The 12,545-nt window shown below is 64.5% G+C and carries 10 protein-coding genes and 1 tRNA gene; 3 read left to right on the forward strand and 8 right to left on the reverse strand.

Annotated features, from left to right (window positions below; genetic code table 11):
- Position 1: 1 nt before the first annotated feature.
- From M1E17_RS00090 to M1E17_RS00115, 6 genes are read right to left on the reverse strand one after another with little or no spacing between them, the layout of a single operon-like run.
- Positions 2-1,723, reverse strand: a complete 1,722-nt coding sequence (locus M1E17_RS00090) for a protein kinase domain-containing protein (RefSeq protein WP_457964560.1) — start codon at positions 1,721-1,723, stop codon at positions 2-4.
- Complete coding sequence (locus tag M1E17_RS00095; protein ID WP_457964562.1) at positions 1,720-3,177, reverse strand: penicillin-binding transpeptidase domain-containing protein; 1,458 nt, start codon at positions 3,175-3,177, stop codon at positions 1,720-1,722. Before M1E17_RS00095 ends, M1E17_RS00090 begins: the two co-directional genes overlap by 4 nt.
- Positions 3,174-4,571, reverse strand: coding sequence for an FtsW/RodA/SpoVE family cell cycle protein (locus M1E17_RS00100; protein ID WP_457964563.1), 1,398 nt, complete (start codon positions 4,569-4,571; stop codon positions 3,174-3,176). Before M1E17_RS00100 ends, M1E17_RS00095 begins: the two co-directional genes overlap by 4 nt.
- Positions 4,568-6,469, reverse strand: a complete 1,902-nt coding sequence (locus M1E17_RS00105) for a protein phosphatase 2C domain-containing protein (protein ID WP_457964565.1) — start codon at positions 6,467-6,469, stop codon at positions 4,568-4,570. The genes M1E17_RS00100 and M1E17_RS00105 overlap by 4 nt, the downstream gene beginning before the upstream one ends.
- A gap of 3 nt (positions 6,470-6,472) precedes the next feature.
- A complete protein-coding gene (locus M1E17_RS00110; RefSeq protein ID WP_267277028.1) occupies positions 6,473-6,955 on the reverse strand; it encodes an FHA domain-containing protein FhaB/FipA in 483 nt (160 codons plus the stop codon).
- On the reverse strand, positions 6,952-7,695 hold the full coding sequence (locus tag M1E17_RS00115) for an FhaA domain-containing protein (RefSeq protein ID WP_457964566.1): 744 nt from the start codon (positions 7,693-7,695) through the stop codon (positions 6,952-6,954). Before M1E17_RS00115 ends, M1E17_RS00110 begins: the two co-directional genes overlap by 4 nt.
- Before the next feature lie 400 nt (positions 7,696-8,095).
- Here M1E17_RS00115 and M1E17_RS00120 point away from each other — a divergent pair.
- Positions 8,096-8,178, forward strand: a tRNA-Leu gene (locus tag M1E17_RS00120).
- Between the two features lie 195 nt (positions 8,179-8,373).
- Here the strand turns inward: M1E17_RS00120 and M1E17_RS00125 are convergent.
- Positions 8,374-8,766 (reverse strand): universal stress protein, encoded by a 393-nt coding sequence (locus M1E17_RS00125; RefSeq protein WP_457964568.1) that lies wholly within the window; start codon positions 8,764-8,766, stop codon positions 8,374-8,376.
- On the reverse strand, positions 8,763-9,713 hold the full coding sequence (locus M1E17_RS00130) for a 2-hydroxyacid dehydrogenase (protein ID WP_457964569.1): 951 nt from the start codon (positions 9,711-9,713) through the stop codon (positions 8,763-8,765). The genes M1E17_RS00125 and M1E17_RS00130 overlap by 4 nt, the downstream gene beginning before the upstream one ends.
- Before the next feature lie 308 nt (positions 9,714-10,021).
- On the opposite strand from M1E17_RS00130, the gene M1E17_RS00135 reads away from it, so the two are divergent.
- On the forward strand, positions 10,022-11,581 hold the full coding sequence (locus M1E17_RS00135; protein WP_457964571.1) for an ABC transporter substrate-binding protein: 1,560 nt from the start codon (positions 10,022-10,024) through the stop codon (positions 11,579-11,581).
- 28 nt (positions 11,582-11,609) lie between these two features.
- Positions 11,610-12,539 carry an ABC transporter permease gene (locus M1E17_RS00140; protein WP_457964573.1) on the forward strand — a complete coding sequence of 310 codons (930 nt, stop codon included), beginning with the start codon at positions 11,610-11,612 and terminating at the stop codon, positions 12,537-12,539.
- Positions 12,540-12,545 lie beyond the last annotated feature (6 nt).

The following is a 12,545-nucleotide window of genomic DNA, read 5'->3' on the forward strand; positions in this document are numbered from 1 at the left end:
GTTACGGCTTGCAGGTGGGAGGCACACCCGGCAGCTGGCCGGCCGTGCAGTCGGGAAGGGGGTCTGTGCCTGACGTGGCTGCCGGGCTGGACGGTGGGGCCGGTGGCGTCGAGGGGGGCGGTGCAGGGATGGGAACGGCATAGATAACTGTTACCAGCGTACCCTTCGGGACCGTCCCGGTCGGGTTAATCTGAAGCACAGTCCCGGCCGTTTCCGCGCTCTGCTGTGGCAAGACCGTGACGGACAGGCCAAGCTGCTCCAGGGCCGACTGGACCTGGCGGTAATCCTTACCCAAATAGGCCGTGGAAATGATGTTCACCGTTTCCGGAGTGGGTGTCGGGGTCGGCGTGGGTGCAGGCGTGGTCCGGGTGGCAGTGGGTGACGGCGCCGTGGTGGTGGGGGTGGCCCTGGTGGATGCCGGGCTGCTGGCCGCCGAACTGGTGGTTTCGGTGCCGGGGAACAAGATTCCCTGCTGGGAGAGGAAGAAGCCCACCAATGCAAACAGCACCAGCAGGATCAAAGCGATAAGGGGCCAGGTCCAGGGGCTGCGGCCGCGGCGCTCTGGCTCATCGGCAGGTTCGTCGTCGTAGATTTCCTCTTCCTGGTCCCACGTACGCTCGGCCGCCAGTGCATCTGCACGGGAGAGCGTGCTCCCCATGCCGGTGCCTGCGCCGGAACCGCCGCCGTCGGCGTTCGCCGCGGCCGCTCCGGCGGCAAGGCCGGCTGCAGCACCCGCAGCTCCGGCGCCCAGCAGGGGCAGGGCGGAGGTCGACGTCGTCGAACTGTCCTTCTGCCCGCTGATGACGCCCGTGGGCGCGGTGGCAACATCCACCGGAGCCGTGATGGGTCCGGTGGCTGCGTCGAAGAGCAGCATGCCAGGGACTGCCGCCTGGGCAGCGTTGATGTCCCCTCGGCGGATGGCTTCCGCGGCCTCCGCCAGCTTGATGGCATTGGCCGGACGGTTTTTCGGATCCTTCGCCAGCATGGACATCAGGAGGGCACGGATCGGCTTGGGCAGTGTATCCGGCAGCGGTGGCGGAGCGTCGTTCACCTGCGCAAGCGCAATGGCGATCTGGGACTCGCCGGAGAACGGCCGGCGTCCGGTGAGGCACTCATACCCGATCACGCCCAGCGAGTAGATGTCCGAGGCCCCGGTGGCTGTCTGCCCCGTGGCCTGTTCCGGCGCGAGGTACTGGGCGGTGCCCATCACCTGTCCGGTCTGCGTGAGCGGAACCTGGTCGGCCAGGCGGGCAATGCCGAAGTCAGTCACCTTGACGCGGCCGTCGGGCATGATCAGCAGGTTGCCCGGCTTGATGTCGCGGTGCACCAGGCCCTGGGCGTGGGCGATGGACAGGGCGCGGGCAGTCTGGGCAATCATGGACAGGGTACGGTCCGGCGACAGCACCCGCTCATGTTCAATGATGCTGCTCAGCGGCTGGCCTGGAACCAGTTCCATCACCAGGTAGGCAGAGCCCTCTTCCTCGCCGTAGTCGAAAACGTTGGCGATGCCCTCGTGGTTCAGGAGTGCAGTGTGGCGTGCCTCGGCGCGGAACCGCTGGAGGAATCCGGGGTCGCCGGTGTACTCCTCCTTCAGCACCTTGATGGCGACTATCCGGCCCAGGATGAGGTCCTTCGCCTTCCAGACCTCGCCCATGCCGCCGATCGCAATCCGCGTGGTCAGCTGGAATCTGCCGCCGAGGGTGATTCCCGTTGTAGGCCTCACTTATTCAACACCGCCTCAAAAATCTTCTTCGCGTTCGGACTGGTTAGCTGTGCGCCGGTGGTGATGTCAACGCCCTCCATGACGATGGTGACACCCACCTGCGGGTTGTTCGCCGGGGCGAACCCGGTAAACCAAGAGTTGTTCAGGCCGTTGCCGAGCTCCGCAGTGCCGGTCTTGCCAGCTACCTGGACACCCGGGACGCCGGCGTTGCGGGCAATGCCGTCGGTCACCGCGCTGGTCATCCACTGGGTGATCTGCTGGGCGATTTCAGGAGTGGTGGACGTGCGCAACATCTTCGGCTGAGGCTCATCCACTACCCGAAGGTCAGGCGAACGGACGGTCTTGATGAGGTTTGGGCTCATCTGAACGCCGCCGTTGGCGATGGCCGCCGTCATCAGGGCAACCTGCAGCGGAGTGGCGCGGACATCCTTCTGGCCGATCGCCGACTGCGCAAGCCCCGGCGCGTCCAGACCGTCAGGGAAGCCGTTGCCCGGCGCGTAGTTAAGCTTCAGTTGGTCGCCAAGATCCTGGCCGAACCCGAACTTTTCAGCCTGCTGCGCGATCGCGTCCCGTCCCAGGTCAAGGGCAATACTGGCGAACGGGGTGTTGCAGGACTGCTGCAGGGCGAAGGCGAACGAAGCAGTGTCCCGGGTGTAGCAGTTGCCGCCAGCATAGTTGGGCAGTTTGTACTGGATCCCTTCGAACGGCATTTCCGCGGGATTGGGCAGCACGCTGTCCTTGTTGTACTTGCCCGAATTGAGGGCGGCCGCAGTGTCAACAAGCTTGTAGACGGACCCCGGGGCCAGCAGGTTGCCTGTGGGTCCACTGACGTTCTGGTTCAGGTTGATGCCGGGAACCTTGAGTAGCTCATTGATGTTTGCTGCTTCTGCCGCCGGATCCTGCGTGGCGATGAGGTTCGGATCGTAGGAGGGCTTGGACACCATGGCCAGGATTGCGCCTGTCCTGGGGTTGGTCACCACAATGGAACCGCGCTGACCATCCGGGATCAGGCTGTAGGCGAGCTTCTGGAGTTCAGGATCAATAGTGAGTTCCACCGAGGCACCCTTGGGCTGGTTGCCCAGGAACAGCTGGCCGATCCGGTCCAGGAAGAGCTGGTCGGAGCTGCCCGCAAGCTGCTCGCCCATGGTCTGCTCCAGCCCCGTCGCACCGTAATTTTGCGAGAAGTAGCCGGTGATTCCGGCGTACAGCTCCGGCTGTGTATAGGTCCGCTGGAACTTGCACTGCTCAGAACCTTCCACGGACTCCGCCACAGGAGTTCCGCCCACGATAATGGCGCCGCGGTCGTTGCAGTAGTTCTGGAGGATGGCACGGTTGTTCCATGCGTTGGCCTTGAGTTCATCGGCGCCCACCACCTGGACGTAGCTCAGGGCGCCGAAGATCAGCGCGAACATGGCGACTGCCGCCACCCACGAGTTCCTTATTGCCTGGTTCACAGGGGCTTCACCGCCTCGGTAGGAGTGTCAATGCCGGCGGCTTCGGCCACCTGGGCGGGCGCCAGCGGAGTGGTATCCACCGGGCCACGCGCTGCATGCGAAATCATCAGCAGCAGGCCAACAATGATCCAGTTGGCGAGCAGGGACGAACCACCGGCGGCGAGGAACGGGGTGGTCAGCCCTGTCAGCGGGATGAGCCGGGTGACGCCCCCGATGACAACGAAGCACTGCAGGGCAATGGCGAACGACAATCCGCAGGCCAGCAGTTTGCCGAAGGCGTCCCGGGTACCCAGGGCCGCCCGGAAGCCGCGCGTGAACAGCAGCAGGAACATCATGACGATGGCGAAAAGGCCGATCAGCCCCAGCTCTTCGCCGAACGAGGCAATGATCATGTCGCTGTTGGCGAAGGGGACAAGATTGGGCCTGCCCTGGCCCAGGCCAGTACCGACCAGCCCCCCGTTGGCCATGCCGAACAGTCCCTGCACAATTTGGTGGCTACCGCCGGGGGACCGCCCGTACACCTCATCGGTGAAGGCGTTCAGCCAGCCATCGATCCGCAGCCCCACATGGGAGAACACCCTGGAGGCCACGAAACCGCCGCCGAGCAGGAGGCCTACGCCGATCACAACCCAGCTGATCCGGCTGGTGGCAACGTAAATCATCACGATAAAGAGGCCGAAGAACAGGACAGAGGATCCGAGGTCGCGCTGGAAGATCAGCACACCGATGCTGACCAGCCAGGCGGTGATCATGGGGCCCATGTCCTTGAAGCGGGGGAACTGCAGGGGCCCGATTTTGCGGCCAGCCAGCAGGATCAGGTCCCGGTTCGAGGAAAGATACCCGGCGAAGAATATAGCGAGGGTGATCTTGGCTACCTCGCCCGGCTGGAACGTCATGGGGCCAAGCCGGATCCACACGCGGGCGCCCAGGATTTCACCGGCCGAGATGCCCGGGATAAGCGGCAGGACCAGCAGAAGCGCACTGACAGCAAGTGAAATGTAGGTGAAGCGGCGCAGGATGCGGTGGTCCTTCAGGGACCAGATCACGGCGATGGCGACGGCCATGGCGATCAGGGTCCAGCGCAGCTGGTTGTTTCCGGTGTCGTCGCCGGGCGCGTCGAGCCGGTGGATCATGGCCAGGCCCAGTCCGTTCAACGCCACCACCAGTGGAAGTATTACCGGATCAGCATATTTGGCGCGGACGCGCAGCACAGCGTGGAAGGCGAGGGCGGCGACGGCCAGCAGGCTGGACTGGAACCAGAAGTCCGAATCAAAGGCCTTTTCCTGGTCCACACCCACCAGCATGTTGGCGCCGATCCCGACGGCCAGTGCCACCAGCAGCAGCAGCAGCTCGGTGTTGCGCCGCGGTTTAAGGATGGTGCTGAGCTGGCTCATTGGCCCCCCTCGCAGACGGCAGTGGGACTGGGAGTAGCTGTTGGCGCGGGCGTTACCGGCGGGGCTGCCGAATCGGCGGGCGGGGGCGTTGCCGCTGGAGCTGCCGGATCCGATGGGGCCGGCGTTGCCGTCGGAGCCGCGGGATCGGCGGGCGGGGGTGCTGCAGCAGCCGTGGTGGCTCCGGGCGTTGGAGTGGGCGTGACGCAGTCATCAGCCGGGGACGTTGTTCCGGTGAGCTCCAGGTTCTTGACGATCCGTTGGGCATCATAAAGGTCGCGGGCGGGGACGGTCTGGCGGACGCGCTGCTGGGAAAATTGGGGAAGTGAATCCATCCGAATCTCCGTTTCAGTCTCCAGTGTGGAGAGCTGGATGGGCCCCAGGCGCTGGGAAACGCCGTTATAGATGGCAACCCGGGAATTGTATTCGCCCACGTAATAGCGGGTCTGGGTCCAGGCGTATCCGAGCCACAGCCCGACCGTCAGGGCAAGCACCACAGCAGCGGCGATGGACAGGGTCACCCATCTGCGGGGCCGAGGCTGTCCGAGGAATTCCTCGTAATCTCCGGAGGGCTGCTCAGCTTTGTGCGTGAGGACGGTGGCGGCGCGCCGGGCGACGGTGCGGCCGGCGATGGTTGGTATGGAGCCCGATTCTGCAGCCGAGGCCGCCGCCCCCACGAGTTCGTGCGGCCGCGAAGCCAGCTCTTCCCGAAGGACTTCGGCGGACAGGTGCTCGCCCAGCTGTGGGTCCGTGGAGGAGGCTTCGTCCTCGGCACCGGTTTCCTCCGGTGGGCCGTCATCAGTGCCGCCAGCTGTGCCACTGGAAGCTGCCGCGGAACCGCCGGATGCAGCCCCGGCGGCACCTGCGGGAGGAACTGCCCGGGTGGAACCGGCGCCTCCTGCCGCTCCGTCCGGGGAACCCTTAGCCGTTATGCCCTTGGCCGCAAAACCCCTGGCCGCAAAACCCCTGTCAGACGCGGGCTCTCCTGACGACGGGAGGGACGCTGCTGCCTCGTTCGGCCCTGAGCCGGGTTTCCCCGCGGAACCCAGCGCGGCAGTTTGGGTTGGTCCGGCGGTTCCGGCTGCCAACGCCGGAGGGACGACGTCGACGGCGGCAGTATTGACGTCGTCGGGGGTTTCCTCAGCGATCTCCACCATCACCACGGTGACGTTATCCGGAGAGCCAGCCTCGAGGGTCAGGTCAACAAGGGTCTCGACGCACTCGCGGAGGTCCTTTGTCTCGCGGACTGTCCTCTCCACCACATGGCCGGCGACGTAGTTCAGTCCGTCCGAGCAGAGCAGCCAGCGTTCACCGGGCTTGACATCCAGCACGTCGAGGTCCAATTCGGGGCTGGCATCAACATCTCCCAGCACGCGCATCAGGACGTTCTTGTGCGGGTGGGTCTCGGCCTCTTCCGGGCGCAGCCGGCCTTCATCGATCAGGCGCTGGACAAACGTATGGTCCACGCTGACTTGTTCGAAGATGCCATCGCGCAGGCGATAAGCGCGGGAGTCGCCGATGTGGGCGAAGTGCAGCCTGCCTTCGGCCAGGAGCAAAGCGGTGACTGTGGTCCCCATGCCGGCAAGCTTCGGGTTCATATGGACCAATTCGGACAGCAGTGAGTTTGCTGTCTGGATCTCGTCCGCCAGGACGGTGGCGGCGTCGCCGTCGTAATCCCCGTGGTCAAGGTGCAGCATGTCCAGGACGGTGGCCGCAGAAGCAACATCGCCGCCCGCGTGCCCGCCCATGCCGTCCGCCACGACCGCCAGGTGGCGTCCCACATAGGCGGAGTCGTCATTCTTGGCCCGGATACGGCCCACATCCGAGCGCGCTGCGTAGCGCATGATGAGGGGCCGCTGCACGGGCTTGGCCTCGTGTGCGGAAATGTCAGGGGCGGCCATGGCTTATGGCCTCAATTCGATGACCGTCTTGCCGATTCTCACGGGTACGCCAGGCTCAACGGGCAGGGCACGGGTAAGTTGCTGATCGGCAAGGTAGGTGCCGTTGGTGGATCCCAGATCCTCGATGAACCATCGGCTGCCCTGCGGGAAAAGCCTGGCGTGGCGGCCGGAGGCGTAATCGTCCTCCAGTACCAAAGTGGCTTCCTGGGCTCTGCCGAGCAGGATGGGACTGGCTGCCAGGGGAAGGGTGGTTCCCTTGAGCGGGCCCTCGGTGACCACGAGTTGCCGCGCCTGCTGCTTCACCGGCTGTGGCGGTCCTTCGGCCAGTTCCGGATTTCTGCGGACCTGGCGGGCAGTGGGAGTTCCGACGGCGGCCTTGCGGCCCACCATCAGGTCGCGGCGCATGGCAGAGACGATGCTGAAGATGAGGACCCAGAGCAGAAGCAGGAATCCAAACCGCAGCGCCGTAATGGTCAGTTCGCTCATGGGCGGCCACCGGTATTGGCGGGCAGCAGGCGGAAGATGATCTTTGTCCGTCCCATCGTGATGGTGGAGCCGTCAGTGAGTTCGGTGCTTCCGGACACTTTATGCCCGTTGACGTAGCTGCCGTTGGTGGAACCCAGGTCCACCGCGCTGGTCACACCGTTTTCAGTCTGGATTTCGAGGTGTTTGCGTGAGACGCCCGTATCGTCAACCAGGATATCGGCCTCGGAGGACCGTCCCAGCACAATGGATGGAGCGTTGAGCGAATACCGCTGGCCATCGATGTCCAGGACGGGCTGGAGGCGGATGGGCGCGCGGCTCGGCGCAGCTGGCATGTTGGGGCGGGGTGACGGCCTGCCCGGGGCAGCCGCCGATTTTTCGGTGGAGGACTTGATCTCGAAGTCACCGGCCCGCAGCTCTTCCTGACGGCGGAAGGAAATGCGGACGGAGCCTTTCAGGGTGTACCCCTGGCTGCGGACGTGGTTGATCACCACATCGCACAGTTCCTCGGCCAGCGGAGTGCCCCAGTCCTGGGCCCGCCTGAAGTCGTCGTCGCTGAGCTGGACGTCGAAGATGTTGGGCGCCAGAGTGCGTCCGGCGGCGATGGTAATGGCCTTGTTGTCCACTTCGCGGCGGAGCCGGCTGGCAATCTCCACAGGCTCCACCTGGGCTTTTGAACCGGTGGAGAAGACACCGCGGACGGCTTTCTCGATGCCACGCTCGACCTTGTCCAGCAATCCCATGGTCCTTCTCCTTTCCCCCCGGCAGCGGGGCAGTTCTCTTTCCAAACGTGATCAGCAACAGAGCCCATGACCTGGTGACGGGCTTGCCGGCGGCAGGCCCCACTACATCCGATACTACTGGGCAGGCCTATGAATGACCTTAATCAACAACGGCCGGGCTGCACGAAAAGTTCATTCCATGATGCCGACGGATACCCAGCGGCCGGCTATTTCGGTGCCAACAGTCCCGCCTTCCCCGGCTGCGCCGTGCCTGCCCCGTGGCCTGCGGCATGGCTGGCCGCTGGGCGCGGTCCGGGGGCCAATTGGTGTTTTGCCGGGGATGTCCGTTATGCTTGATCTCGCTGCTTTTACAAGGTTGCGGTTCCGGGAAACCGGCCGTGATTCGTGGAAAAGAAGTTGCGCGCGAGTGGCGGAACGGCAGACGCGCTGGCTTCAGGTGCCAGTGTCCGAAAGGGCGTGGGGGTTCAAATCCCCCCTCGCGCACGCATATCAAAGGAACCCCGGTCTTCGGACCGGGGTTCCTCTTGTTTCTCCTGCCCGTCAGAGGCTTGTTCGCAGATCCTAGCCTTGACGGTTAGGTCCTGCGAACAAGCGTGGGATCCGTGGTCCTGTTGCAGCGGGCTGTGGCCGGCTGCAGGGATTCGCCGGCGCGACGGCGCCTTGACGGTGGAGCGCCGCTTAGGCGGCGGGCCCGACGTCGGCCTTGACCGCCGTAACAGGGCAGCCCGCCTCCAGGATCACCCGCTGTGCGGTACTGCCTAGAAACAGCTTGCCAACGGGAGAGCGCCGGCGCACCCCGATGACGATCAACTCAACGTCCTCCTCATAGGACGCGTCGATCATGACGTCAGTTGGGTCCAGGCCCTCATTGCGGCGCAGGGTGGCTTTGACGCCGAGCGCCGCTGCGGCTGCAATCGCCTCCTCGATGTCCTGGTCTGCGGCCGTGGATTCCTCCGCAGCGGCCGGCCCCATGATCTGCAGCGTTGTGGCCCTCAGGGCTGCCTCATTGATGGCGGCATGCAGTGCCGCGCGCCCTTCCTTACTGGACGCATAACCAACCGCGACGCTCATACGGAGACGGCTGTCAGGACGGACCCCGTGGCCAGGAATGACCGGAGGTTTGCCAGGGTGAGTTCGGCCATGGCGGCCCTGGTTTCGTGCGTGCCGCTGCCCAGGTGCGGCAGCAGGACCACGTTGTCCAGGGCCAGGAGGTCCTCGGGGACCTTTGGTTCGTCGGCAAAGACATCCAGTCCGGCGCCGGCAAGCCGCCCGGCCAGCAGGGCGGAAACCAGCGCTTCCTGGTCCACGACAGAACCCCGCGCGATGTTGATGAGATAGCCCCTGGCACCGAGGGCGGCAATGACATCCGCATCCACCAGCCCCGCCGATTCCGGACCGCCGGCGGCAGCGATGATCAGCACATCGCAGCCCTGCGCGAGTTCCCGTGGGGACGCAGCGTACTCATAACTGACCCCGGCTACCCTGCTGCGGCTGTGGTAGCTGATGGTGCAGTCGAAGGCTTCAAGCCGCCGTGCGATGACCTGCCCAATCCGGCCAAGGCCCAGGATGCCCACGCGCGTCCCGCTCGCCTTGGTGGCAAGGGGGAAGTTTCCCTTGCTGACCCAATCACCACGGCGGACATAGCGGTCCGCGGCGCTGGTTTTGCGCAGGACATCGAGGTAGAGCGCGATCGCAGTGTCAGCCACGCAGTCGTTAAGGACATCGGGCGTGTTGCTGACGGTGATGCCCCGTTGGGCGGCCTGGGCAACATCGGTGGTGTCATAGCCGACGCCGAAATTGACCACCGCGCGGAGGTTGGGCAGGGCGCGCATCAGCTCGGTACCCACCCCGATCTTTCCGGATGTCACCGCGACGCCGAAAGACTCTCCATGCCTCCGCAGGAACGCCTCCTGGTCTGCGGCTGAATCGGGGAGCCGCAGGGCTCCGTACTCGCCAACGATGGCGTCTTGGACCATAGGCATGAGGGGCCCCACCTGCAGGACGGCTGTGTTGTTCATACCTGCACCCTAGGTTTTCGGATCGATACGCGTCCAACATGCAATTGGCATTGATCGATTCCCGAAGTGGATTGATACCCGTCCTCCGGCGGAACGGCGCGGTTTTCGGGGAGGCGTGGTGCCCATCACATCACGGCCGGGGCTCCGCGGGCGGACTCTTCCGGCGCCGAAGGGCGTACATCAGCCTTGTGAAGCATTTGGAGCTCAACTAGCTTGAGTCCAGCGCGGCCCCAGCACCTTCCGTTCAAGCCCAGGTTTGCAGTGTGGGAGCTGCCCGTCGCCGCAAGCATCCAATCCGGAGGAACCCAATGACGCCTTCTTCAAAGCATCCTTTTCACCCCGCCCTTCTCACTTGGCCGGCGCTGGCCTCAGCCGGGCTTCTGGCACTCACCGGCTGCTCAGTGGCCAATTCCGACGGCGGCACGGCCGCCGCGAGCACCGTACGCGTGGTGCTGGGCCAGGAACCCCCCACCCTGGAAGCGTGTGAATCAAACCTGACGTCCACCGGGGTGGTGGTCCGCTCCAACGTGACCGAACCCCTGATCGAGCGGAACCCCCAGACAGGCGAACTCGAGCCCAAGCTCGCCACCGAATGGGAACCAACCTCTGATACTGAGTGGACCCTGAAGCTGCGCGAAGGCGTCACGTTCCAGGACGGCACCCCGTTCAACGCTGAAGCCGCGGCTTTCACCATCGATCGGGCGGTCAACTCCAAACTCGGCTGCAATGTTGAAGGCTACGTCTTTGGCGACGCCGACCTGCTGGTTAAGGCGGTGGATGCCATCACCCTGACGGTCACCACCCCCGAACCGGATCCGATCCTCCCGCTTCGCCTTTCATTCCTGGAAGTTGTTCCTGCCTCAACAAGCACCACCGAGAAGGTCCGCGAGCCGATCGGCACCGGCCCCTACAAAATCGAGAAATGGGACGCCGGCCAGAAGATCTCCCTGACCAGCTGGGACGGCTACTGGGGCGACAAGCCCGCCTACGCCAAAGCCGAATACCAGTGGCGCTCCGAAAGCTCGGTGCGTGCCGCCATGATCACCAGCGGCGAAGCTGACGTGGCCATGGGCCTGAGTCCGGACGACAACATGGGCGACCTCGGGATCGACTACCCCAACAACGAAACCGTGGCATTGAGGCTCGACGCCAACGAGGCCCCGCTGAACGACATCCGGGTCCGGCAGGCCATCAACTACGCCATCGACAAAGAGGGAATCGTCAACTCGCTCTACCAGGGCAAGCACCAGGTGGCGGCCCAGCTGGTTCCGGAAGGCATTGTGGGACACAACGCGGAACTGAAGGGCTGGGCCTTCGACCTGGACAAGGCCAAGGACCTGGTTTCCCAGGCCAAGGCTGACGGCGTGGATACCTCAGCGCAGATCTCCCTCGTTGTCCGCAGTGCACAGTTCCCCAAGATCACCGAACTGGCGCAGGTCCTGCAGGAACAGCTGAGCCAGGCCGGACTGAACGTCAAGCTGAAGATGCTTGAAACAAGCCAGCACCTGACGTACCAGGTCCGTCCCTTCGCCGACGACGAAGGCGCCGTCGCCCTGATGACCCAGCACGGCAACCAGGCCGGCGACGCAGCGTTCACCGTTGACCAGTACATGCTGTCCACCGGCGCCCAGAGCTACTTCGGCACTCCCGAGTTCGACGCCATGATCAAGAACGCCGATGCCGCCTCAGGCGACGAGCGGAAGAAGGACTTTGAGGAGATCTTCGCCTACCAGAATGACAAGGTGGTCCAGTTCGCCCACATCTCCCACCAGACCGGCATCATCGGCAAGGCGAAGTCCGTGAACTACACGCCCAACTCCTCAAGCGGCGATGAACTGCGCGTTTCGGAAATGACCCCGGCCAGCTAGTCCGGACCTCCGGAGAAGAAGGACACCCATGCTGATCTACTTGAGAAAGCGGATTCTTTCCAGCGCACTTCCGTTGGTGGTGGTAATCGTCGGTGTATTTGCACTGGCCAGGATGACGGGCAACCCCGCCAGCCTGTACCTGCCGCTGAACGCCACCCAACAGATGCGGGACGAGTTCACTTCACGCAACGGTTTCGACCAGCCGCTGCTGGTACAGATGGCTGACTATTTTGGCGGCGTACTCCGCCTGGACTTCGGCCAGTCCCTGCGCACCGGACAGGATGCGGCAGCCATGGCTTTGCGAGCCTTTCCCGCCACCCTGCAGCTCGCCGCCACCACCATGGTGCTGGCCGTCCTGCTGGCCCTGGTGGTGGGTTGCTGGGCCGCGTTGAAGCCGAACGGCATCGCCGACCGGATCTCAAGTTTTGTCTCCATGGCTGCCGCTTCCATCCCTGACTTCTGGCTGGCCATCGTGGGCATCTGGGTCTTCGCCATTACCCTGGGCTGGCTTCCGACATCGGGGGTGTCGGGGGCCAGCGCCTGGGTGCTGCCCATTGCAACCCTGCTGTTGCGGCCTTTCGGGGTGCTGGTCCAGATCGTCCGTGGCTCCATGGTGTCCGCATTGTCGGAGCCGTATATCAAGCTGGCCCGCAGCCGGGGTGCGGGCGAGCTGCGGGTGGTGACCCATCACGCACTGCGCAACGCCGCCGCGCCGGCCCTCACGGTGGCCGGTGACCTGACTGTAGGCCTGGTCAATGGTGCCGTTGTGGTGGAGACCATCTTCGGCTGGCCCGGGATCGGAAAGCTGATGATCGATTCGATCCTGCAGCGCGACTTCGCCGTCCTGCAGGCGGCGGTGCTGCTCACCGCCGTCGCAATCTTTGCCCTGAACATCCTCATCGACATGGGCTACGCGCTGCTGGACGCGCGCGTTCGCCCGGTCACGGCACGGGCTTAGGAGTAG

Source organism: Arthrobacter sp. D1-29 (assembly GCF_054130585.1).

Coding starts and splice junctions, on each gene's coding strand:
- M1E17_RS00100 (WP_457964563.1), bottom strand. CDS start 4,571: ATGAGCCAGCTCAGCACCATCCTTAAACCGCGGCGCAACACCGAGCTG.
- M1E17_RS00105 (WP_457964565.1), bottom strand. CDS start 6,469: ATGGCCGCCCCTGACATTTCCGCACACGAGGCCAAGCCCGTGCAGCGG.
- M1E17_RS00110 (WP_267277028.1), bottom strand. CDS start 6,955: ATGAGCGAACTGACCATTACGGCGCTGCGGTTTGGATTCCTGCTTCTG.
- M1E17_RS00115 (WP_457964566.1), bottom strand. CDS start 7,695: ATGGGATTGCTGGACAAGGTCGAGCGTGGCATCGAGAAAGCCGTCCGC.
- M1E17_RS00125 (WP_457964568.1), bottom strand. CDS start 8,766: ATGAGCGTCGCGGTTGGTTATGCGTCCAGTAAGGAAGGGCGCGCGGCA.
- M1E17_RS00130 (WP_457964569.1), bottom strand. CDS start 9,713: ATGAACAACACAGCCGTCCTGCAGGTGGGGCCCCTCATGCCTATGGTC.
- M1E17_RS00135 (WP_457964571.1), top strand. CDS start 10,022: ATGACGCCTTCTTCAAAGCATCCTTTTCACCCCGCCCTTCTCACTTGG.
- M1E17_RS00140 (WP_457964573.1), top strand. CDS start 11,610: ATGCTGATCTACTTGAGAAAGCGGATTCTTTCCAGCGCACTTCCGTTG.